This window comes from Acidisoma sibiricum (genome assembly GCF_057837225.1).
Window position 1 is genome coordinate 2,073,182 of record NZ_CM174445.1, and the last position, 23,928, is coordinate 2,097,109.

Annotated in this window: 16 protein-coding genes; 8 read left to right on the plus strand and 8 right to left on the minus strand. The window is 66.7% G+C overall.

Annotation, left to right across the window (positions count from 1 at the left end):
- Positions 1-19: 19 nt before the first annotated feature.
- From AC3G7M_RS09860 to AC3G7M_RS09875, 4 genes are all read right to left on the minus strand, one after another.
- Positions 20-1,222 carry a pyridoxal phosphate-dependent aminotransferase gene (locus AC3G7M_RS09860; protein ID WP_489211616.1) on the minus strand — a complete coding sequence of 401 codons (1,203 nt, stop codon included), beginning with the start codon at positions 1,220-1,222 and terminating at the stop codon, positions 20-22.
- Between the two features lie 173 nt (positions 1,223-1,395).
- Positions 1,396-2,568 (minus strand): acetyl-CoA C-acetyltransferase, encoded by a 1,173-nt coding sequence (locus AC3G7M_RS09865; protein ID WP_489211617.1) that lies wholly within the window; start codon positions 2,566-2,568, stop codon positions 1,396-1,398.
- Positions 2,569-2,673: 105 nt separating this feature from the next.
- A complete protein-coding gene (locus AC3G7M_RS09870) occupies positions 2,674-3,783 on the minus strand; it encodes an alpha/beta fold hydrolase (RefSeq protein ID WP_489211618.1) in 1,110 nt (369 codons plus the stop codon).
- The gene (locus AC3G7M_RS09875) at positions 3,695-4,201 is read right to left on the minus strand and encodes a hypothetical protein (protein ID WP_489211619.1); all 507 of its coding nucleotides are present in this window, start codon (positions 4,199-4,201) and stop codon (positions 3,695-3,697) included. Before AC3G7M_RS09875 ends, AC3G7M_RS09870 begins: the two co-directional genes overlap by 89 nt.
- Positions 4,202-4,341: 140 nt before the next feature.
- On the opposite strand from AC3G7M_RS09875, the gene phaR reads away from it, so the two are divergent.
- Positions 4,342-5,004, plus strand: a complete 663-nt coding sequence (gene phaR / locus AC3G7M_RS09880; protein ID WP_489211620.1) for a polyhydroxyalkanoate synthesis repressor PhaR — start codon at positions 4,342-4,344, stop codon at positions 5,002-5,004.
- A gap of 64 nt (positions 5,005-5,068) precedes the next feature.
- On the opposite strand, the gene AC3G7M_RS09885 is transcribed toward phaR, so the two are convergent.
- Complete coding sequence (locus tag AC3G7M_RS09885) at positions 5,069-7,528, minus strand: tetratricopeptide repeat protein (RefSeq protein ID WP_489211621.1); 2,460 nt, start codon at positions 7,526-7,528, stop codon at positions 5,069-5,071.
- A gap of 39 nt (positions 7,529-7,567) precedes the next feature.
- Entirely contained in the window at positions 7,568-9,340 is a 1,773-nt protein-coding gene (locus tag AC3G7M_RS09890; RefSeq protein ID WP_489211623.1) for an ATP-binding protein, read from the minus strand.
- A gap of 207 nt (positions 9,341-9,547) precedes the next feature.
- Between AC3G7M_RS09890 and AC3G7M_RS09895 the strand changes: the two genes are divergently transcribed.
- Entirely contained in the window at positions 9,548-10,261 is a 714-nt protein-coding gene (locus AC3G7M_RS09895) for an SDR family oxidoreductase (RefSeq protein WP_489211624.1), read from the plus strand.
- A 9-nt stretch (positions 10,262-10,270) separates the two neighbouring features.
- Here the strand turns inward: AC3G7M_RS09895 and AC3G7M_RS09900 are convergent, their stop codons facing one another.
- A complete protein-coding gene (locus tag AC3G7M_RS09900; protein ID WP_489211626.1) occupies positions 10,271-10,852 on the minus strand; it encodes a TlpA disulfide reductase family protein in 582 nt (193 codons plus the stop codon).
- Between the two features lie 69 nt (positions 10,853-10,921).
- On the opposite strand from AC3G7M_RS09900, the gene argH reads away from it, so the two are divergent.
- The 6 genes from argH (at position 10,922) to AC3G7M_RS09930 (ending at position 19,744) form a co-directional block, all read left to right on the plus strand.
- Positions 10,922-12,337, plus strand: a complete 1,416-nt coding sequence (argH, locus tag AC3G7M_RS09905; protein WP_489216023.1) for an argininosuccinate lyase — start codon at positions 10,922-10,924, stop codon at positions 12,335-12,337.
- Entirely contained in the window at positions 12,334-12,462 is a 129-nt protein-coding gene (locus tag AC3G7M_RS09910) for an LPS translocon maturation chaperone LptM (RefSeq protein ID WP_489211627.1), read from the plus strand. Before argH ends, AC3G7M_RS09910 begins: the two co-directional genes overlap by 4 nt.
- Positions 12,463-12,465: 3 nt before the next feature.
- A complete protein-coding gene (lysA, locus tag AC3G7M_RS09915; RefSeq protein ID WP_489211628.1) occupies positions 12,466-13,824 on the plus strand; it encodes a diaminopimelate decarboxylase in 1,359 nt (452 codons plus the stop codon).
- Positions 13,791-16,253, plus strand: coding sequence for a DUF4175 family protein (locus tag AC3G7M_RS09920; RefSeq protein WP_489211630.1), 2,463 nt, complete (start codon positions 13,791-13,793; stop codon positions 16,251-16,253). Before lysA ends, AC3G7M_RS09920 begins: the two co-directional genes overlap by 34 nt.
- Positions 16,254-16,398: 145 nt before the next feature.
- Complete coding sequence (locus tag AC3G7M_RS09925) at positions 16,399-18,267, plus strand: Hint domain-containing protein (protein ID WP_489211631.1); 1,869 nt, start codon at positions 16,399-16,401, stop codon at positions 18,265-18,267.
- 73 nt (positions 18,268-18,340) lie between these two features.
- The gene (locus tag AC3G7M_RS09930; RefSeq protein ID WP_489211632.1) at positions 18,341-19,744 is read left to right on the plus strand and encodes an FAD-binding oxidoreductase; all 1,404 of its coding nucleotides are present in this window, start codon (positions 18,341-18,343) and stop codon (positions 19,742-19,744) included.
- A gap of 235 nt (positions 19,745-19,979) precedes the next feature.
- Here the strand turns inward: AC3G7M_RS09930 and AC3G7M_RS09935 are convergent, their stop codons facing one another.
- Entirely contained in the window at positions 19,980-23,822 is a 3,843-nt protein-coding gene (locus AC3G7M_RS09935) for an autotransporter domain-containing protein (protein WP_489211634.1), read from the minus strand.
- Between the last annotated feature and the right edge of the window lie 106 nt (positions 23,823-23,928).

Sequence of the window (23,928 nt, forward strand, 5' to 3'; positions counted from 1 at the left end):
GGCCAATGGGGTCGGTGACTTACTTCAATCCGGCGCAGAAATTCTGGATGCGCTGGCAAGCCTTGGTCAGCGATTCGGTATCCGTCGCGTAGGAGATGCGGAAATAGCCTGGGAACATGAAGGCTGCACCATGCACGGCGGCGACACCTTCCTCATCCAGCAGGGCCGTGACGAAAGCCTCGTCGTCGCGGATGACAACGCCCGAGCGGCTGGTCTTGCCGATGCAACCGGCAACCGAGGGGAAGACATAGAAGGCGCCTTCCGGGGTCGCGCAATGAATGCCGGCGGCCTGGTTCAGCATGCCCACCACGAGGTCGCGCCGGGCCTTGTAGGTATCCGTCCAGCTTTTCAGGAAATCCTGGCTGCCGTTCAGCGCTTCCACCGCCGCCGCCTGGCTGATGGAGGAGGTGTTGGAGGTCGACTGGCTCTGCAGCTTGTCCAGCGCCTTGATCAAGCTGGCCGGGCCGCCACAGAAGCCGAGGCGCCAGCCGGTCATGGCATAGGCTTTCGAGCAGCCGTTCATCGTCAGAGTACGGTCCTTCAAGCGCGGCTCGACCTGGGCAAGGGTTGCGAACTCAAACCCGTCATAGACCAGCTTTTCATAGATATCGTCGGTCAAAACCCAGACATTGGGGTGGCGCAGCAGCACCTCCGCCAGGCCTTTCAGCTCGGCCGCGCTATAGGCTGCACCGGTCGGGTTGCTGGGGCTGTTCAGGATCAGCCATTTCGTCTTCGGCGTGATGGCCGCTTCCAGATCCTCAGGCCGCAGCTTGAAGCCGCTATTCTCGCCGCAGGGAACGATCACCGGCTTGCCATCGGCGAGTGCGACGATATCCGGGTAGCTCACCCAGCACGGCGCGGGGATGACGACCTCGTCACCGGCATCGAGCGTCGCCAGCATGGCGTTGAAGATGACCTGCTTGCCACCCGTCGAGACCATCACCTCGTTCGGCGCATAGTCCAGATTGCTGTCGCGCTTGAACTTGGAGATCACCGCCTGTTTCAGCGCGGCGGTACCGGAGACATCGGTATATTTCGTGTCGCCCCCCTGGATCGCACGAATGGCCGCGTCTTTGACATTCTGCGGCGTATCGAAATCCGGCTCGCCGGCGGACAGGCTAATGATGTCCCGGCCCGCCGCCTTCAAGGCACGCGCCTTGGACGAGATGGCGATGGTCTGGCTGGGGCTCACGCGGTCCAGTCGTTCGGCGGTCAGGCTCACGGCTCAATGCACCTTTGTTGAATCGGCGCCAAACCCTAAGCCCGCCTCCCGTCTCCTGCAAACGCAGGACATGCAGATCAGAAGCCCGCCCAAGTCCCGCACCGAAAGGGCTTTTATCGCGATAGGGCCGAATTGAGACGAGTTGACAGGTGGCAACTCGTCTCGGATCGGTCCTATCGCTCGAGGCACATGGCGACACCCATGCCGCCGCCGATGCAAAGCGTGGCCAGACCCTTATGGGCGTCGCGCTTCTGCATCTCATACAGCAGGGTGGTCAGCACGCGGGCGCCGGAGGCGCCGATCGGATGGCCGATGGCGATCGCGCCGCCATTGACGTTCACCTTCGCCGTATCCCAGCCCATCTCCTTGTTCACGGCACAGGCCTGGGCGGCGAAGGCTTCGTTCGCCTCGATCAGGTCGAGGTCGGCCGCTTTCCAGCCGGCGCGGCCCAGCGCCTTGGTGGAGGCCGGGATGGGGCCGGTGCCCATCACCTTCGGATCGACGCCGGCGGTCGCGAAAGAGGCGATGCGGGCAAGCGGCGTGAGCCCGCGCTTCGCGGCTTCCCTGGCCGACATCACCACCAGCGCGGCGGCGCCGTCATTGAGGCCGGAGGCATTGCCCGCCGTCACCGTGCCTTCCTTGTTGAAGGCCGGGCGCAGCTTGGCCATGGCTTCGACCGTCGAATCATGGCGGATATATTCGTCGTCCGACACCACCACATCGCCCTTGCGGCCCTTCACGGTGACGGGCGCGATCTCATCGCTGAAGCGGCTGGCCTTCTGCGCCGCGCTCGCCTTCTGCTGCGAGTGTGCGGCGAACTCGTCCTGCTGCTGGCGGGTGATCTGGAACTCGCGCGCCACGTTCTCGGCGGTCACGCCCATATGGTAGCCGTTGAAGGCGTCCCATAGCCCGTCGCGGATCATGGTGTCGACCAGGCCAAGATCGCCCATCTTGGTGCCCGCGCGCAGATAGGCGCAATGGGTCGAGAGGCTCATGCTCTCCTGTCCGCCGGCGACCACGATATCGCTCTGGCCGGTCAGGATCTGCTGGGCGGCGAGGGAGACGGCGCGCAGGCCCGAGCCGCAGACCTGGTTGATGCCGAAGGCGGTGCGGCTTTCCGGGATGCCGGCCAGGATCGCGGCCTGGCGCGCCGGGTTCTGGCCCTGGCCTGCCGTCAGCACCTGGCCGAGAATGACCTCGTCGATATCCTCCGGTGACAGTCCGGCCCGCGCCAGAGCAGCCTTGATGGCGACGTCGCCGAGCTGATGGGCGGGAACGGTCGCGAAGGCGCCGTTGAAGCTGCCGACGGGCGTACGGGCGGCGGAGACGATGACGATATCATCCATGGCGATGCTCCCTGGGACCTGTGCGCGGTCCCTTCTCTGTGACGGGGATAATCTAGGCTGGCCATCGCGCCCCGCGCCATAGACGAAACGGGGGGCAGCGCCGTGTCAAAGGCTGAGGCACCAGTCCCGCAAAGGCCGCCACAATTCGCCCTCGGCGCGGCGGCCGGCGGCCATCCCGACATGGCCAGCGGCAGGCCGGTGGATGACCGCCCCCGGCAGCGCCTCGGCCAAGGCCAGGGCCGAGGCCGGAGGCACGATCCGGTCCCGGCTGGGAATGGCGACGAAGCTCGGCGCGGTCACATCCTCGGGCAGAACCGGCGCGCCGGCGACGGTCCACAGACCGTTCATGGTCGTGTTCTCGCCATACCACTCGCCCAGACAGGTGCGCGCGACGGCAGCCGCCAGCGGGATGCCGTCATTCAGCCAGTCTTCCAGGGCGACGAAGAGTTCGGCGGCAGTGCCCGCCTGATCCAGCCTGGCGAAGGCGCGGTATTTCGCCGGGGTCTCGAAAGGGGCGAGGCAGGCGAACAGCATCTGCACCAGATCGGTCGGCAGCGTGCCGGTCGCCGTCATGACCGGTCCCAGCACAGGCAGAAGGCCGGCGAGCGCACGAGCGCGGGGCGCATCCGCGGCATGGAAATCCCAGGGTGTCGCGAGCAAGGCGAGACCGCGGACCTGATCTGGCCGCCGCAGTGCGGCGGCCAGCGCCAGCAAGCCGCCCATGCAATAGCCGACCAGGATGACGGGCCGGCCGATGGCGCCCATCGCCCGCTCCAGCCGTCCGGCAATATAGTCGGTGAGCGTGAAGCGGGTCTCGATCGGCCCCGGCTCGCCCCAGTCGAGCAGCATCGGCCGCAGGCCTGAGGCGGCGAGGGAGCGCAGCATGGAGGTCTGCGGCGTGAGGTCGAGGACATAAGCGCGGTTGATCAGGCTGGGCACGACCAGCAGCACGGGCGCGGCGCTGCCCGGGGCATAGTCCAGCAGGCGGCTATGGCCCTCCTGCCAGACGGCTGGCGGCTCGGCCATGGCGCGGTGATAGGGATGGCGGCGATAGGCAGCGATCCCTGCCAGAAAGGCGCGGTCCTGCGCCCAGACCTCCTGCAGCAGGGTCTGGGCGAACTCGGTCTCAGCTTCTGGGCCGCCCGCCGCGACGCTGCCGGCGATCTGGGCCAGCCGGGCTGCGGCCGGCATCGGATAGGCTGGCGGTGGCGCCATGCCGCTGGCCCAGGCGGCGTTCCAGCTCGGCCACGCGCTGCTCGAGACGGCGGACCTCATCATCGCGAGCGTCAGGTGCAGCAGCAGCGGGCGCGGCCCCCGGCGCAGCATCGGTCCCGGCAGGTGCGGGCGGGGTGGCGGCCCGGGATGGGCGGCGGCGGTGGTCATGCCCGGCGGCGCCGAAACCGCGGGCCGGGGGCATGGCCGACATCATCGCCTGGGCAGCCTCGCCCCACAGCGCCATCATCGCGGTCCAATGGGCCTGGGTCTCCGGGTCGCTGAGATAGGTCGTTATTTCGCTCTGCCATATGGCAATCCAATCTTCGGCGAGGGCACGGACATCAGTCTCTCCGGCCGGCCCGGCAGCGTCCGCGCCGGTTCCGTCACCTGTCTGCCCCTTGTCGTCACGCTCATCCATGCCGTGGTCTTACCTCAGAGGCGCGGACAAATACTGTCTTTCGCAAAAGATCAGCCTTATAGTTAGCTCGAATCGGTGACTTGCGCGGAGTATGGTTTGTCATGCTGCCGTCAAATGACAAGCCGATGCTGGAGTGAATCATGTCGCAAGCCGAAATGCCTGCCGGGACGGCCGAGTCCTCCGCGAAGCCTCCCGTGGTTGTCAAGAAATACGCCAACCGCCGGCTCTACAACACGGAGAGTTCAAGTTACATCACGCTCGACAACCTCGCCACGATGGTGCGGGAAGGGCGGGATTTCATCGTCTACGACGCGAAGTCGGGCGAGGACATCACCCGTAGCGTGCTCACCCAGATCATCGTCGAAGAGGAAAGCAAGGGCAGCGCGCTGCTGCCGACGGCCTTCCTGCGCAACCTGATCGGCTTCTATGGCGACAGCATGCAAGGCGTGCTGCCCCGCTATCTTGAGCAGTCCATGGCAAATTTTACCCATCAACAGCAGCAGGTCCGTCAGGCCATGCAGCAGACGGTGGGCAATCTCTTCCCCTTCGATATTGAACAGGTCGGCCGCCAGAACATCGCCATGATGGAACGCGCGATGAGCCTGTTCACGCCCTTCTATCGTGAGCCGGACGCGGCGCCTGCGGCGGATGCGGCGGCACGCCATCCTGATCTTGAGCATGAGGTTGCCCTGCTACGCGGGGAGCTTGCCCGCCTGCAGAAGGAACTGGGCGATACCCGCGCCCAGCTCGCTGACCGGCCTGCGGCCAAGCCGAAGCTCGCCGGACGTTCCGCCGCGGACTGATCGTCTGGCGGTCTGCAGCTAACCCAAAAGGGGCGGCCGGTGAACCCGGCGGCCCCTTTTGCGCTCAGGCCGCGGTCTGGGCGATGGCGCGCAGGTAGTCGGCGCGGCGCAGGAAGGTGGGGTCGCTCGGTGCCAGCTTCACGGCCCGCTCCACTGCGGCCGCGGCATTCGCCACATCGCCCCCCGCCAGCAACACGCTCGCCTCGTTATTGTGACTATGCGCATCGGCTGGATTGGCGGCCGTGGCGCGGCGGGCAACGGTCAGCGCCTCATCCAGCTTGCTTTGCCGCAGCAGGATTTCGCTCAGGCGGCGCAGCGCGCTAACATCCATCGGACCCACCTCCACCGCCTGGCGCGCCAGGCGCTCGGCCCCGGCAAGGTCGCCGTAGGAGAGATAGAGCCCGGCCAGGTGATTGTAGGCGCCTGGCTCACGCGGGGCGGCGTCGATCGCCTTGACCGACCAGGCGAGGGCGCCGCGGATATCATTCCGCCGGGTCGCGACCTCACTCAGGCGATGGAGCACGCTCATCGTCTGTACCGGTGTGGTCGCCTGTTCTCGTGCCAGATCGAAGGCGGCCTCCGCCTCGTCCAGCCGGCCGGCGCCGAGATGGAGATTGCCCAGTTGCAGAAAGCCGGCCGGATCTGCCGGGAAGTCGCTGATGGTGCGTTCGGCCCAGTAGATCGCCCCTTCCGAATCGCCGCGCCGGCTCAGCACGTCGCTCAGCCGGCGGTGGAAGCCCGGATTGTTACCGGCAAGGCCCGCCGCCTGTGTCAGCGCCGCCTCGGCCGCGTTCGGCTCGCCGCGCGCGAGTTCCAGGGTCGCGAGCTGGTTGTAGCTGTGCGGATCGTGCGGGTCGGCGGCAATCGACTGGTGCAGCCAGGAGAGCGCCCCTGCCTCGTCACCACGCCGCTGGGACACCTCGGCCAGGCGGCGGAGCAGGGGCGCGTTGTCAGGCGCGACCTCAGCCCCGCGCAGCAGGGCCGTATGTGCCTCGTCCAGATTGCCGAGGCGCATATGCAGCGCCGCCAGGTTGTTGTAGCCGCCCAGATCCTGCGGCCGGCTGGCAATCGCCCGGTCGGCCAGTGCGAAGGCCTCCTCCGTCTGGCCGAGACGGAGCTTGAGTTCGCTCAAGCGGATCAGCAGGCCGACATCGGTGGGCGCCAATGCGACCGCGCGGGCGAGGGATGCCTCTGCTGCTTCGTTGTCGCCCTGGCGCATGAGCAGCGTCGCCTGATGCGCATGGTTTTGGACATCGGTCGGATGCAGGTCGATGGCGCGGGCCGCCCACTGATGCGCCGTGTCGGCGTCGCCCGCTCGCCAGGCGATATCGCTGATGCGGCGGCTATGGGCGGCATTGCCGGGTGCCAGTTCCAGAGCCCGCCTGGCCGAGGTCTGCGCCAAGGCCAACTCGCCTTGCTGGGCATGGAGTAACGCCAGATGGCCATGGTTCTCGGGGTCAAGTGGATTGGCCGCGATGGCGCGCTGGGCCCAATCCAGCGCGTCGCTGGGTCGTCCGCGCTGCTGGGCCATGCTGCTCAGCCGGCGCATCAGGAAGGCCGCATCGGCCGGCTTGGCTGCCTGAGGAATGGCGGCTTCAAGCGTCGCATAGGCGTCGTCCTGCCGCCCCTGGGCGGCACGGATCGTCGCCAGATGACTGTAGTTCTGCAGGTCCGACGGATGGTCCACGATCGCCCGCTCGGCCCAGTGGAAGGCGCCATCCCAGTCGCCACGGCGCATCAGCACGTCGCTCAGCCGGCGCTTGTGATGGCCGCCGGCGAGTGCAAGCTCGGCGGCCGTACGCGCTGCCGCCTCGGCTTCGCGCAGGTCGCCGCGCTGAATCGCAATCTTGGCTTCGAGATCGTAACTGGCGGGCTCTTCGGGTGCAGCTTCGCGCGCGCGCGCCGCCCAAAGGCTGGCGGCTTCGCTATCGCCCCGGTTGAGCTGAAATTCTGCCATGCGGCGGAGTGCCGCGGCATTCTCGGGCGCACGCTCGATCGCCGTCGCGATCGAGGTTTCGGCGCTCTCGGCCTGGCCGTAGCGCTGCTGCAGCCCGGCCAGGAAATGATGGCCCTGGATCTCGTCCGGTCGCAGCGCCGCTGCGCGTTGGGCCAGCGCCAGGGCGTCGTCGCCGCGACCGAGATGAGCCATGATATCGGCCAGCCCGCGCAGATAGCCGGTATGCTCCGGCTTGATTTCGACGGCCCGGACCAGCAGTTCGGCGGCGTCCGGGTAACGTCCTTCGCGCATGTTCAGCTGACCGAGATGGGCGTAGTTCTCGGCATCGCCCGGGTCTGCCGCCAGGGCCTGTTCCGACCATTGCCGCGCCTCATCGGCCTTGCCTTCGTCCCAGCGCAGGTCGCTCAGCCGGCGCAGAAGGCCGCCATGCTCTGGATTGAAGTCCAGGGCCCAGCCGAGCAATTGCTCGGCTGTCGCGAAGTCACCCTGGCGGATGAGATCGGATGTCGCCCGCAGCGTCGCCTGCGGATTGGTGGGGTCAATGCTCGGGCCAGTGTAATCGCTCATCGGTCCATCGGTTCCGTGTTCAGGATCAGGCGGTCGCGGTCAGGCGGCGGCGAAATGCAGCACGGCCGCGGGCAGTTCGGCCGCGACGCGGTCCTGAAAACGCGCGCGCGCCATATCCATCGCCCCCGCCCAGTCATCCGCGACCAGGCTGAGGCTTTCCGTCGACTGGCTACGCGATACCTCTTCAGGACGCCAGCCCAGGCCCTTCTTGGACAGGCTGTAGACGACGGCGCGGGTGATGCGCTTGGTCAGCGCCCATTCCGCGGTTTCGGTCGCGATGCGGCGGCCTTCCTCCTCCTGCGGGGTGCCCTGCAGGCTGCTCTCGGCGAGGAGCGCCGTGCCCATCTGCTGCACGGCGGGATAGGCGAGATTGACGAAGATCTGATGCGATTGCGGATAGAATTTCCCGGCCCGGCCTTCCAGCGCGCGTTCCTTGATCTGCTCGGGCGTGCGCAGGCCGATGATCTCGGGCGGGCGCTCGAAGGTCGGCGGCTGCGGCTTGGGCGGCGGCGGGGGTGCCTTCGGCTTGTCCTCGGCGGTCTGCTCGGACACGGGCGGCTTCGCGGCGGCGGGGATGACCTGTGGCTTGGGCGGTGCAGGCTCACCTGGCACGGGCGGCTGCGGGGAGGGCGGCACTTTCAGGTCCGCCAGCAGGGCTTTCAGCTCGTCGCTGATATCGTCGAGGTAATTCGCCTGGCCGGGGCCGAAGCTGCGGATGATTTCGGCCAGCCAGGCCGGCAAATAGCTGCGCACCAGGGCGCTGAAATCACCCAGATGGACCTGGCGCTGGTCATTGCCGCGGAAGCGCAGGAACTGGCGATAGGCTTCCGGCCAGACCAGATAGTCGGAGGGCAGTTCGACAAAGACAGAGACATATTTGGCGCCGAAGGGCACGCCGAAATTGGGCGCATCCTGCAGCCAGCTGTCGCCGCCGCGAACGTCATACATCTCATCCCGGAAAACGACCGCCCCGCGGGAGGTGCTGGTCGCGATCGCGCCCTTGGCGGATTGGGTGCTCTCGCCTTCCGGCGGATCGTAGAAATAGTGGATCTTGACGCCGCTTGGGGTAATGCGGGTCTCGGTCCGCCCAAATTCGCCCTGCCGGTCATCGAGCCCGACCATGGCGCGCGGCGCTGACCCGCCCCAGATGGCCGGCATCAGCGTCAGGCGCACATCATGCGACAGCCGGAAAAAGCGGTTTTCCAGATAGGCGCCGAGCCAATCCGGCGTGACCTTCAGCGACGGACCATAGGGTGAGGCGACCGTATCCTGGTCAGCGCTGTTGCCGCCGAGCAGGACCTCGGTCCAGTCGATCGAGAGATCGTAGTCGCCCTCGGTGCGGCAGGCTTCGGTCGCGTCGACCACTTCGGCGCGCTCTGCCCCAATGCGCAGCCGCCCATAGGTGCCGTCGCGATAGCCCATGACGACTTCGCTGACCCGCCCGCCGGTGCAGGACCGGTAGCGCAGGCCGTGGCGGTTGGAGGGCAGAGAGGCGACCTTGGCGCCCATGCCGAAATTCTGGTCCAGGCTGTTCTGCTTGCGCAGCGAGGAGGCGAGATCCGTGATCTGCAGCAATTCGGCGGCGGTGAGGCCGGTGCCGGTATTCCAGATCCGAAGCTTGCGCACACCCTCATGCTGGCGGGGGCCGATGACCACCTGACGCTGGCCGGACGGCGCGTGTGCGGCCGCTTCCAGCCCGTTCACCACCAGCTCCCGGATCATCATCGTCTTCGGGCAACGCTCGATCATGCTGGAGACGAGAAAGGCTTCATTGGCCACTTTCAGCGGCGCGATCATGGACGTGTCGGACATTCGGACTCCGGCTCTGTCGTCAGGCGTAAACCTAACGGTAGGTTAGCGTGGGCGGCAAACTAACGTCTGGCAGCGACCCGTTAGTACTAAATTTTGGAAGGGTGAGGGGATTTTGTTGCATTGCAACAGAATTATGTCCCTGGCGCCAGCATCTGGCCTTGGCTGGCGCAGACCCATATCAAGACATCATCTGACCAGGACTTCGCCATGACACAGCCCGCATCTGTCATCCTTATCAGCGGCGGCGGCCGCGGCATCGGTCGCGGCATTGCCGCCCGTCTGGCCGCCGCGGGATGGCGCGTGGTCATCGCCGACCGCGAGCGGCCCGCCGAGCCGCTGCCCTTCACCCATCGCTTCGTAGAGGCGGATGTCTCGGACGAGGCCGCCGTGTCGCGGCTGGTCGAGAGTGTCGAGGAGACCGAGGGGCGGCTGGACGCGCTTGTCTGCAACGCCGGATTCATGATCCGCAAGCCGCTGGAGGAGCTGTCGCTGGCCGAGTGGAACGCGGTGATCGGCACCAATCTTACCAGCAGCTTCCTGCTCGTGCGGGCGGCAGCGGCGCTGTTGCGGGCAGCGAAGGGGTCGATCGTCACCATCGCCTCCACCCGCGCCCATCAGTCCGAACCCAATACCGAAAGCTATGCGGCGTCCAAGGGCGCCATCCTGGCGCTGACCCATGCGCTCGCGGTCAGCCTTGGCCCTGATATTCGGGCGAACTGCGTCAGCCCCGGCTGGATCGATACCCAGGGCGGATCGCTCTCGGCCGAGGATCATGCCCAGCATCCGGCCGGGCGCGTGGGCCGGGTCGAGGATATCGCGAGCCTGGTCGCCTGGCTGGTCGGGCCGGACAGCGGTTTCGTGACAGGCTCGGAATTCATCGTCGACGGTGGCATGACCCGGAAGATGATCTATGCGGAGTGAGGTGGCGGTCTAAATCTTGACCGTTGGGCCGGTCAGCAGATTGGGGCCGCAGATGGATTTGACGGCAGCGATGGCCTGGGGGGTGCTCCAATCGGTCGCCCCCAGCAGCTTGGCGCGGGGATGGCCGCTCCGGTCGAAGATGACGGTGAGCGGAATGCCCGGTACGTTCCATAAGCCGAGGATCGCCCCACCCGGATCGAGTAGGATGGGCAGGTGGTCGATGCCGTGGCTGTCATAGAAGCTGCGGACGGGGGCAGCCCCGCCGGCATCCGACGAGACCGGCAGAACGACGATATCCTCGCCCGCCAGAACTCCTGCCAGACGGTCGAGCGTCGGCAATTCCGCGACGCAAGGTCCGCACCATGTGGCCCAGAGGTTGAGTACGACACCCTTGCCGCGGTAATGGGCGAGCGTCAGCTTCTGGTTGTCCGGGGTGAAAAACCGGATCGCCGGCAGGGTCGCGCCAGGGGGCAGTTGGGTGAGCGCATCCAGGCTGCCCAGGGCTTGCGCTTCTGCCCGGCGGCTCACTACTCCGGCGGCCATTATCGCGCTGGCGATCAGCGCGTGGCGGCGCGAAACGTGTTTGCTCATTAGGATAACTCCTTGACCGATATCAGCCAGCCGCATGCGGCCCCTGCGACCCCGGCCTCCGTTTCCAAGCTGGCCGAGACAAGCCCGTCCGGCGCCAATGCGCAATGGGGCGGCCGCTTCGCCGCGGGTCCGGCGCAGATCATGAGCGACATCAACGCCTCCATCGCCTTCGACCAGAAAATGTGGCGCCAGGACATTCGCGGCTCCCAGGCGCATTCCGCCATGCTGGTGAAGGCCGGCGTGCTGACGACGGCGGAGAATCAGGCGATCGCCGCCGGGCTTGACCAGATCGGGGTCGAGATCGCGGCGGGCGACTTCCCCTTCGATGTCGCGCTGGAAGACATCCACATGAATATCGAGGCGCGGCTGACCGAGCGCATCGGGGACGCCGGCCGCCGCCTGCATACCGGCCGCAGCCGCAACGACCAGGTGGCGACCGATTTCAAGCTTTGGGTGCGGGACGCGATTGACGGTCTGTATGGCCAGATCACCGCGACCATGCGGGCGCTGGTTGTTCGCGCGGCCGAGCATGCCGCCGACCCCATGCCCGGCTTCACCCATCTGCAGACGGCCCAGCCGGTGACCTTCGGCCATCATCTGATGGCCTATGTCGAGATGCTGGCGCGTGATCGGGGCCGTCTCGCCGATTGCCGGAAGCGCCTGAACGAAAGCCCGCTGGGTGCGGCCGCACTCGCCGGCACGTCCTTCCCCATCGACCGCCACGCGACGGCCACCGCGCTCGGCTTCGACCGGCCGACGGCCAATTCCCTCGACTCGGTCTCGGACCGCGATTTCGCGCTCGAATTCCTCGCGGCGGCCGCGATCTGTGCGACGCATCTTTCCCGCCTTGCGGAGGAGATCGTCATCTGGTGCAGCGCGCCCTTCCGCTTCATCCGCCTGTCAGATGCTTTTACCACTGGCAGCTCGATCATGCCGCAGAAGCGCAACCCGGACGCGGCCGAACTGGTGCGCGCCAAGACCGGCCGCATCACCGGCTCGATGGTCGCGCTGCTGACCGTGATGAAGGGCCTGCCGCTCGCCTATTGCAAGGATATGCAGGAGGACAAGGAACCGGTCTTCGAGGCGGCGGATGCGCTGGCCCTGTCCCTCGCCGCGACCGAAGGCATGGTGCGCGACCTGATGCCGGAACTCTCCCGCATGGCGGTGGCCGCCGCCCAGGGCTTTGCGACCGCGACGGATCTGGCCGACTGGCTGGTGCGCACGCTGAAACTGCCCTTCCGCCAGGCCCATCACGTCACCGGCAAGCTGGTCGCCATTGCCGAGTCGCGGGAGGTCGATCTCGCCGATCTCGATCTCGCCACCATGCAATCGGTGGAGCCGGGGATTACCGAAGATATATATAATGTGCTGACGGTCGCGGCCTCGGTCGCGTCCCGCACCAGCCATGGCGGCACTGCGCCGGCCAATGTCGCGGCTGAGGCGGCGCGGTGGCAAGACCTGCTCGACAAGGAAGCCGTGGCATGACGATGCGCCTTCTGCTGCTCGCTGTGCTTATGGCCTTGGCCGCCTGCGGCAAGGTCGGGCCGAATAGCCCGCCTGGACCCGCGTCGAGCGTCATCTATCCGCGTCTTCCCTATCCGGCGCAGTAGGTCATGGCGGATTTCTCTGGGCCGATGCCGGGCGCCGAACCGGATGCCGCGGCGCTGATCGCGGCGCGGCCGCATCTGACCATGGACGCTTCCCGCGGCCTGCTGCTGGAAGGCGTGGCGCTGGCGGATATCGCGGCCGCGCTTGGCTCGCCCGTCTGGGTCTATGGCGCCGGCACCATCCGCGCCCGTCTGGCGGCGCTGCGCGCCGCACTCGCCCGCGCCGGGCTGGGCGAGACCGATATCCATTACGCCGTGAAGGCAAACGACCATCTCGCCATCCTCGCCATCATGGCGGCGGCGGGGGCAGGGGCGGATGTGGTGAGCGGGGGCGAATTGGCCCGCGCCCGCCGCGCCGGCATCCCGGCCGGGCATATCGTCTATTCCGGCGTCGGCAAATCGGTCCGCGACCTGCAGCTTGCGGTCGCCGAAGGCATCGGCCAGATCAATGTCGAGAGCCGCGAGGAACTGGCCATGCTCTCGGCGGTCGCCGAAGCTGCCGGCCGGACGGTGGACCTCGTGCTGCGGGTCAACCCCGATGTCGATGCCAAGACCCATGCCAAGATCACCACGGGCCTGGCCGAGAACAAGTTCGGCATCGCCTGGGATGAGGTGACCAGCGTCTATGCCTATGCAGCCACGCTGCCGGGGCTCAACCCGGTCGGGCTTGCCATGCATATCGGCAGCCAGATCGTCTCGACCGAGCCTTTCGAGACCGCCTTCGCCCGCATGGCCGAGATGGTCTCCCGCCTGCGCGCGGCCGGCCATACGGTGAGCCGGGTGGATTGCGGCGGCGGCATCGGCATTTCCTACGAGGCCGGGGACGGCGTGTCGCTGGACAAGTACGCGTCTGTGATGGCTCGCCATCTGGGCGGCCTTGGCCTGACGCTGATGATGGAGCCGGGCCGCTGGCTGGTGGCGCCGGCGGGCGTGCTGCTGTCCTCCGTCATCATCGCCAAGAAGACCGGCAACCGCGCCTTTCTTGTGCTGGATGCGGCGATGAACGACCTGGTGCGTCCGGCCATGTATGACGCCTGGCACGGTATCGTGCCGGTGGCGGCGCGCGATAGCGGCGCGGCGGCAATGCCGGTCGATGTGGTGGGGCCAGTCTGCGAGACCGGCGACACCTTCGCGCGCGACCGCCTGCTGCCTGCTCTCGGCCCTGATGCGCTGGTCGCGATCCTGGATGCCGGCGCTTACGGCGCGGTGATGAGTTCCACCTATAATGCCCGTCCCTTGGCGGCGGCGGCGCTGGTCGATGGCGGTCGCTGGTCCGTCATCACGCCACGGCAGGAGGTGACGGAACTCTGGTCGCGTGAGACAGTGCCGGCATGGCTGAGCGAGACGGCAGGCAAGACAGGCTGAACCCCGCGACACGTCTGCCGCGACGGCTGATCCGCGGGCTGCGGCTGGCCCGCGCGGTGTTGGTGTTCGAGGCGGTCTGGCCGGTGATCTGGCCGCCGCTGGGCCTTTTGGCCGCCTATCTCTGTGCTGCCCTGCTGGGCCTGCCGCAGCGACTGGGCGTGGCTTTCAATTCCATTCTGCTGATCCTGGACGGCTTGGCCGCAGTGGTGGCGCTCGGCATCGGCATCGCTCGCATCCGCTGGCCGGACGCGCAGGCCGCGCAAGCCCGGCTGACCCGCGCCTCCGGCCTGACGCATGATCCGATTGCAGCCCTGCTCGACAGTCCGGCCCAGGGCGATGTCGCGTCGCATTTACTGTGGCGGGCGCATCGGGCGCGGGTTCTGGCGGCGACCGAGCGGCTGCGGGTTGGTCTGCCCTGGCCCTGGCGGAGCACGCCGGGGCGCCTTGCCTATCGCGGCGGCATTATCGCCGCTGTCCTTCTCTGCCTGTGGCTGGCTGGTTCCCTGGCCGGCGCGCGGCTGGACGCAGCCCTGACCTTCGACCCGCTGCTGGTGCTGGGACCGCCGGCGCCACTGCCGGCCGTGACCGCCTGGGCGACGCCGCCTTCCTACACCGGCCGCCCACCGGTGCTGCTGCCCGCTGGCGGTGCCACGCTGACCGTGCCGAAAGGCGCGCGGCTGACGGTGACCGTCTCAGGCGTCAGCCGGCCGCCGAGGCTGGATGGGCTGGCGGCCAGCTTCCATGCGCTGGATGCGGCGAGCTTCCAGATGGAGACGGGGCTCGATCACAGCGGGCTGTTCGTTCTGCGCGGCGGCGGCCGAACCCTGGCCCGCTGGCAGATCATGATCCAGCCCGATGCGCCGCCGATCATCGGCTTTGCCGGTCTGCCGGGGCCGGACAGCGATGGCACCAGCCTGCGCCTGCCATGGCAGGCGCGCGATGATTATGCCGTCGTTTCGGCCCATATGACCGCGCATCTGCTGGGGCATGTGACGGCGCCCGGCCTGTCGCTGCCGCTTGGCATGCCGGACGGTCCCGCGCCCCGCGTGCAGGGCGTGCAGGTGACGGATCTTTCGGCCAATCCCTGGGCCGGGCTGCCGGTTTCGATGCAGCTGGATGCCGAGGACGCGGCCGGTCAGACGGGCCGCTCGCCCGCGGAAACGGTCGTGCTGCCGGAACGCCATTTCACGGATGCCTATGCCCGGCGGGTGATGGCGATCCGTAAATCCCTGGTTCTGCTGCCCGCGCCGAGCACGCGCGAGCAGCGCCTGCCGAGCGTCCGCGCCCTGCTGGATACGGCGGCCGGAGCGACGCTGGACGGCAAGGCGCCAAGCGCCACCCTGCCGCTCTTCGCCGCCGGCTGGGGGCTGCTGCATGACCGCCAGGGCAGCCTACCCACGGATATCTTTGCGACGCTCTGGCAGGTGGCGCTGCATTTCGAGCAGGGTGACGCCGCCGACAGTGCGCAATCCATGACACAGGCGGAAAAGGCGCTGCAAAACGCCCTGCAGACCGGCACGCCGTCTTCGGCTGAGCTGACCCGGCTGATGCAGCAGATGCAGGACGCGATCCTGGCGCATCTCTCGACGCTGATGCAGATGGCGCAGCATCAGGGCGGGCAGGTCCAGGCTGGGAGTGCCGGCAGACCCTTCGATCTGGGTCAGCTCGCGCGGCAGCTGCAGGCCATGCAGGCCGCCGCCAAGGCGGGTGACGTCGCTGCCATGCGTCAGGCCATGGCGCAGCTGCAGCAGAGCCTGCAGCAGCTGGCCGGCGCGCGCATCGCGCCGCCCGATCCGAAACAGGTGGCGGCGCGGGCTCAGGCCGAGAAGGATCTGGGCACGCTGCAGCAGATGATGAAGACCCAGGCGCAGCTGCTGGACCGGTCCACATCCCGCGCAGAATCAGGCGTGCCCGATCCGGCCGCACAGCAGAAGGATGCGGCGGCGCAGGCCGCGCTACAGCGCGCCGTGAAGGGCATGAGCGGCCGTGCCGGGGCGGCGCTGACGGCTGCCGGCCAGGCCATGGGCCAGGCGACGGGACAACTGGGCCAGGGCCAGGACGGGCCGGCGGCGCACGACCAGGGCCAGGCGCTGCAGGCGCTGCAGCAGGCCGCCAATGCGCTCGGCCAGGCGCTGGCCGCGCAGCCCGGCCAGGGCAGCGGCTTTCAGCTCGGCAGCGGTGCCGGGCCCGGCCAGGGCGGCGACATGCCGCTGGACGGATTCAATTCCGGCAATGGCATGACCGATCCGCTGGGCCGGCCGCTGGCGCCTGGGCAGGGGGCGAGTTTCGGCGCCGATATCCGCCTGCCGGACGAGGCGCAGCAGGCGCGGCTGCGCGCGATCCTGCAGGAACTGCGCGACAAGGCGGGCGATCGCAGCCTGTCGCCGGCCGAGCTGGATTACATCGAACGGCTGCTGCAGCCGTTTTAAAAGCACCGCGCCGATGCCGCCGCGGATAAAAATGAATCGACACAGTAACAAAAATGTCGCGAACGAAAAATTAAAGGAATATTGATAAGGATCAGATGCGTGTCATGACAGCGTGCCATGTGCGCGCAGCCGGGGGCGGATCGGGATGGAATTCGATTTTACCAACGACAATACTCAAACCGCCTACGTCGCTTTCGGCGATGCGGTGCCGACAGGCAGCTATGTCGTGCCGGAGGGCGTGACGGTCTATAATAACGGCACCGTCGCGACCACGGGCGAAACCATCTCTCTCAGCCAAAGCACCGTCTTCGAGCTGACATCGGGCCAAGCGATCAGCGGTGTCGATGTCTCCGATTTCGAATCCGGTAAATTCCTGGTCTCCTTCGGGCAGACGCTCACCAGCCTGGATAACACCGAATTCAACCAGGGCGCCGGCGGTGATTCGACCACACGCTGGGACAAGATCGAAGCCTCGATCTATCCGGCGAATAGCGGCCAGAATAACGCGCTCGATCTGACGGCGGCAGATTTCACCAGTATCGGCTTCAAGGTTCAGGATCTGACGAACCCGTCTGACGACAGTCTGCAGACTTCGACGGTGCCCATGGTGCAGGCCTTCGAGAGCATAGCCAACGAGGCCCTGATCAATGGGACGGTCACGAATGCCGGCACGGTCTATAATGATTATGCAGTGATCACCGGTTCCGACGGCGTCTACGTGCCGCAGTTCGGCACCGATGTACTGCGCATCATCTCACCCTCCACCGTGCCGCAGCCGGGGACCAGCGCCTACAACAATCTGGACGCCTATATCGCTTCGGCGGAAACCGCCATGGGGACGATCACCGTCAGCGGTGAATACGATCTCAGCGGCTCGACCCCGACGACGGAGACGCAGGCCTATTCCTTCACGACCGCGTTCGACAACGCGGGCGACCTCATCATGGTCAGCAACAGCGTGGCATCGAACGGCATTCCCGCCGGCCAGACCATTGAGATTACGGCGGCCGAAATGCCCACTGCCGTGACCGGCGACAACCCGAGCTATACCGTTGACGGTGTCGCGGCCAATATCGGGAATAATGACGTCTATGCCGCGGCGGTGCGGGACATTCTGGGTGGCTTCGCATTCGGCTTCGTCGATAGTAGCGAGGTCATCCCTGGCACGACCTTGACCTTCGCCCAGGCGGCGCAAAACCCCAGTGTGGGAACCGCGGACTGGTACGGCGCGCAGGTGACGACGGCGGCGGCCTTTGCCAACGCCCAGCCGGACCAGCCGACCTTCTACAACCAATATGCGGCCGCGATCGCCAGTCTCGGCGATGCCTATGGCTTCCCCTTCTCGGATCTGATCGTCAACGGTCCGCAGCTTGATCCGCAATCAACCGATACGGTTGCGATCACCATCCAATCCGACAGCGTCGCCTGTTTCGCGCAAGGCACCGGGATTGCCACACCCGCAGGCCCGGTTGCGGTCGAGGATCTTGTGATCGGTGATCGCGTTCTCACGCTGGATGGCACAGAGGAAACCATCCGCTGGATCGGCCTGCGGGCCGTCGATTGCACGCGCCATCCGAAGCCGGAACAGGTCTGGCCGGTGCGTGTGGCGGCCGGGGCCTTCGCGCCGCAGCTGCCGGTGCGGGACCTGTTTCTGTCGCCTGACCATGCGATCTATGCCGAGGGCGTGCTGGTGCCCGTCAAGCATCTCATCAACGGCCATACGGTCGCGCAGCAGCGCCCGGCGGCCGTCACCTATTTCCATATCGAGCTGGCGCGTCACAACGTTCTTCTCGCGGAAGGGCTGCCGGCCGAAAGCTATCTCGATACCGGCGACCGCGATGCTTTCGCCAATGGCGGCGGCGCGACCCGCCTGCATCCGGCCTGGGGCAGCGCGGCGCGTGACATCGCCCTGTTCCTGGAGGTCTGCGGCTTCGCTCCGCTGACCGTTGCGGGACCCCCGGTGGAGCGGCTGCGGGCGCGTCTGGCTGGCAAAAATGGCCTGGAAGCCGCCTGAGCGGCCTCCGGTTGCCCTAGGCCCGTGAGGCTGGCAGGCTGCGGCGGATAAGCCTGTGCTGCCGGAGAAAGCCATGTCGATCCAAAGGGACCTTGCCGCCATTGTGGGGGACGCCCATGTGCTGACGGCCGCGGCCGATGTCGCGCGCTATCAGACCGACTGGAAAGGCTGGTGGACCGGCCGCGCCCGCGCTGTGGTGCGGCCCGGCGATACGGCGGAGGTCGCGTCCGTCATGCGCCTGTGTCACGAGCGCGGCCAGCTGGTCGTGCCCATGGGCGGCAATACCGGTTTGGTGGAAGCAGCACCCCCGAGCCAGGAGGGCGATGAGATCGTCCTCAGCCTGGAGCGGCTCAATCGCATCCGCAGCCTGGACGCGACCGGCTTCACCCTGGTGGTCGAAGCGGGGTGCATTCTGCAAAGCGTGACTGATGCGGCGCAGGCGGCGGATTGCTTCTTTCCGCTGTCACTCGGCGCACGCGGCAGCTGCCAGGTCGGCGGCAATGTCGCGACCAATGCCGGCGGGCTCAATGTGCTGCGGTGGGGCATGATGCGCGATCTGGTGCTGGGTCTGGAAGTGGTGCTGCCGGACGGGCGCATCTGGGATGGGCTGAGCCTGCTGCGCAAGGACAATACCGGCTATGACCTGAAGCAGCTCTTCATCGGCGCCGAAGGCACGCTTGGCATCGTCACTGCCGCATCGTTGAAACTGTTTCCGCGTCCGACGGCGGTGGAGACGGCTTTCCTGGCGGTGCCATCAGCCGAGGCGGCGCTGACGCTGTTCGCCCGCGCACGGCGCGACCTGTGCGATTTGCTCAGCGCCTATGAATTGATGACGCGCGCCTGTCTGGACCTGACCATCGGCGCCTTCCCTGAGAATCGCGATCCGCTCTCCGCACCCGCCGCCTGCTATGTGCTGCTGCAAACCTCCGTCAGCGGGGGCCTCGAATTGCGGCCGCTTCTGGAAAGCTTTCTGGAAACGGCGATGGAAGACGGGCTGGTGCTGGATGGCGCGCTGGCCGAAAGCGAAGGCCAGCGCAGCGCTTTTTGGCGCATCCGCGAAGATCTCGTCGATGCGCAGTATCGCGTCGCCCCCGTGCATCTGCGCACCGACGTTTCCGTCCCACAGGTGCTCCTCGCGCAATTCATCGCGGCCGCCGACGCGCGCATGGCGCAGGAATTCCCCGATCTGCGCGCCATCGCCTATGGCCATGTCGGCGACGGCAATGTGCATTACAATGTGCTGCCGCAGCCGGGTCTCCCAGAGCCGGTGACAGCGCATCGCTATGAGGCCTGCGAGGCGATGCTGTTCGATATCGCGGATGCCATGCGTGGGTCGATCAGCGCCGAGCACGGCATCGGCCGCACCAAGCGGCACAGTTTTCTGGACAAGACGCCCGAGATTGAGCTGTCTCTCATGCGCGGGCTGAAGCAGCTGCTGGACCCGCAGGGCCTTCTATCGCGCGGCCGGGTGCTTTAGCGTCTGTTAGCACTTGGTTGGATAGTTTACCCCGTCATGCCTACGAAAGTGGGCATCTTCTTGACTGGTGCAGGCGGCACCGCGCCGGGAATGGCGCCGCGCCCTCAGAAGATACCCGCTTGCGCGGGTATGACGGTGTTGTATGGGCTACACCGGCCGAAACTGACAAACGCAACGCAGCGCATTCTCACCGTTTCCAATGAAACCTGAAATGCCCTAGATCCCGTCGCCCATCTTACCAGCTCACGCTAAGCCCGCCGGTCAGATCCTGCGCCGTGCTCTGTCCGTTGATGGTGCCGCTATACGCAAGGTAGAGCGACACGGGGCCGCCGGTATGCAGCGTTGTGCCAAGGCCCAGAACCGCGGCATCGCGGCCGGTGGACGGGCTGGTCACAACGAAGGATGGGCCGCCCGTCGCCACGAGCGAGGAGGTCGCCTGCACACTGGTATCGATCAGTTCATGCAGCCAGCCGATCTGTGCGGAGGGCACCAGGGTCATATGATCGTTGAGGGCCAGGCTGCGCTGCACCTGCGCGCCGAGCAGGGTCTGCAGACTGGCGGCGGAACTGCCGCCGACATTGAGCGCGGTGGCGCCCCCCTGCGTCTCGGTCAGGCCATTCTGCTGCAGGCTGACGCCCGCGAGCGACAGGCTGGGCTGTATCTGCCAGGGTCCGGCCTGGAGTTGCAGCCCGGCCCGGATGGAGCCGCCGCCGGTTGTGCCATGGGTCTGGCCCTGGGCCTGAACGCCATAAAGCGTCTGAGGCCGCCAGACGGTGGTTTCCGAAAAGCCGCCGCCGGCCTGCATATCGACAAAGCCGATGCCCTGTTGGGCGGCGCCATAGGCGAGGAACTCAAACCCGTCGCCGTTGAGATTGGCGCCGGTTCCATCCTGGATGGCGGGGCTGGTGAAGCCGAAGGCCAGGCCCGCACGCAGCCAGGGCAGGACGGGTGCATCGATGCCCGCAGCGGTGCCTCCGGTCGATCCGTTATAGCCCGGTGAGCCCTGGCTGTTGACGTTGGTGAACTGCCCGAGGCCAGACACCCAGATGCGGCGGCCGCCGCTGAGCGTTGCGGTCTGCGCCTGCTGGCTGCCAGCGAGGCCGCGCGCGGCGTCAAGGCTCTGTTCCACCGTGCTACCGACCAGGGACCACGCATCCCGCTCGGTCATCAGATTATCGGCGTAGATCGTGGGCGCCAGCTGCGCCAGGACGGTCGGGATGGTGGCGCCTGTTTGCGTGTAGAGCGGCTGGTAGAGCGCGGCTTGGCTGGCGGAGAGGCGCACCCCCGCCGCCGGGCGGCTGGCGTCCAGCGCAGCGCCGACCGCCGTTTCCGTGGCTGTCGCGGCAATCCCGGCGGCCGCCAGATCGCCGTAGGAGGCGGGCGTCACGATGAGGGACAGGGTGTCCAGCCCATACAGCGCATCGAAGCGGGTGCCGCTGGCCAGACCCTGCGGCTGCGTCAGGCTGGCGAAGCTGCCGGTGATGCCACCGGAAGCGGCGGCGACCGTGAAGCTTTGCCCGATCGGCGGCGTGTAGAGGTTGGTGGCGCTGCCGGTCATGCCGCGCAGAAGCGGCTGGAGCACGCCGGCTGCCGTCAGGCTGTTGCCTGCGCCGGTGACCAGCACGCGGCTATAATTGCCCGCGCCCGTCCCTATGCCGGTGCCGTCGATATCGAAGACGGTCGTCGCTGACGGCGTCAGCGTCAGCGGCGCCGTAAAGGTCAGCGTGCCGGGACTATTGCCGGGGGCGAGGGTGCCGGCGACGGTGGTGGGGGCGTTGATCGTGCCGATGCCATGCAGCGTGGCACCGGGACCAACCGACAGGCTGGTGGCGATCAGAGATCCGTTGATCGATGTCAGGCCATTGGCGAGGGTGATGGCGCCAGTGCTGACCACCGGCCCACCCAGGGAGACTTCGTAGCCATTGGCATTGATCGATCCACCATCGCTGCCGATGACGACCGGCCGCGTGCTGGTGATAGTGCCAAGCGCCGAGAGCGAGCCGCCATTGAGCAGGAGCGCGCCTGATGAGGCGCCGAGCGCGGCATCGGAGGTGACCGAGAGTGCGGCGCCGCCCATGACGGCGGTGCCGCCGGAATAGGTATTGCTGCCGCTCAGCGTCTCAGCCCCGCCGATCAGGGCAAGGCCGCCAGTGCCGCTAATGGAGCCGGCGAAACTGCCGCTGGCATTGGTCAGGACGAGCGACTGGCTGCCGAGGGCGACGCTGCCGGAGCCCGACAGCGACCGGATGCTGGCCCCGTTGCTGGTGGCCGAGATATCGAAGGTGCCGTTGGCGGTGACGCCAGACGAGGGTGCGACGCTGCCGGCGCCGGACAAGGCGAGAGTCGCGCCGCTGGCGATCGTGGTCGGCCCCGTATAGGTATTCGCGCCGCCGAGGGATTCCGTGCCGCCGGTGACGGCAAGGCCGCCGGTGCCGGAGACCGTGCCGGCGAAGGTGCTGTCGGCATTGGTGAGCGTGAGGGTCTGAGCGCCGAGTGTCACGTTGCCTGCGCCCGCGAGGCTTTTCACAGCGGCGCCAGAATCGGTCAGCGAAATATCGAAATTGCCGTTGTCGGTGAGGCCGATGGAGCTGCTGATGCCACCGGCCCCGGCCAGGCCCAGCATCGCCCCAGCATCAACTTGGGTGCTGCCGGCATAGGTATTGGCGGCCGAGAGAAAAATGGCGCCGCCGCCGATCTCGAGACTGCCCGGGCCGCTGATCGGGCCCGAGAAAAGACCTGTGCCGCTGGTCGTGAGTACGACGGAGCCCGGCTCATCGGTAAAGCCACGGCCGGGGGCCGTCGTATCCACCGCCACCTGCTGATAGTTCATCAGATAGACAGGGAGGTTGGTCTCAAAACCGTCGGGCACGGCGAAATTGCCCTGCAGGGCGATCATCGGCGTGGAGCCGCCATAGGCGGCGCTGACCGCGCCCGTATAACGGTAGCCCACGAAACCATTGTTCGCGTCGTAGTAATAATCGTAGCCATTAAAGAAATTGACGGTTGTATTAACAAAAGTCGTTGAGCTGCTTGGGTCGACTGAGACGAAGATGGGCGCGAGAAGATTGCCGTTCTGCGCATTGACCTGATTGTTGGGTCCCGAGCCGATCGTAACGACAGCTCCTAAAGTAAAGCCGTAGCTTGCGACCGGGTTGGCCTGACCAGGCAGATAGACCTGAATGACGGTGCCGGGCGCGGCGCAATCGGAGCCGCATTCCTGGTTCTCAGTGATCGTCTGCGCGGAGGCGCCCGGCGACGGCGTGATATACATGCCGGTGACGCCGGTATCGTTGAGGACGGCGCCGGTGCCGACCGTGCCGTTGACGGAGAGATCGGCCGGCGCCAGCACCCATTCGGTGCCGCCGATGGAGAATTCCGGGAAGGGCGCGAGTTTCACCATCGCGAAACCCTGGGTGTTCGCGGCTGTCAGGCCGAGCGTGACACCATTGGTGCTGATGACGTAGCCGCGACTGGGCAGGGTGCCCGAGGCGGTGCCGGTGATGTTGAGAAAGGGATTGGTCTGCGGCGTGCCGCCCAGCTGGCCACCCAGTTCCTGGCCGAAACCGATGCCCATTTGCGACACGCCCGTAGGGTGCGGGTTCGGCGTGCAGTTGCGCGCATTGGGCAGGCAGGTTTGATCGGTGACGACCAGGACCGGCACGGTCGCGGTCGCGACGACAGTATTGCCGTTATAGTAATTGACCTCGGTCTCGTAATAGTTGCCGCTTTGAACGATGCCGGAGCTGGAATAGGTAATTTGCCCCGGCTGCAGTTCCTTCAGGCCCGCGGTATTGATTTGGTCGGGGCTGACCACAAGGCCGACCGAACCCGTGTCCATGGTGAAATTGGTCGTGCCGAGGGTGTTCTCAAATCCGACTTTGACGGCCGGGGGCGCGGTCAGCACGCCAGACCCATTGGTATTGGTATAGGGAATGAAAACGGTGCCAGTGCCGGTGTAGAGATTGGTCGACAGCGACTGGGCTTGGGCGGCGGGCCATACCGGTGGAAAGCTGAGTAACGCGAGGGCCAGAAACGTCCAGCCACGCCGCATCGCCGCCATCCGGTTCGTCAATGTCATTGCTATACCAAAAAAATTTCGCCGTGCTTCGCTGTCCGTGTTGTCTCCAAAAACCTCACGAGGTCAATAGTCATTTCGCTGACATCCGGTCGCAAATGCCGCCGGT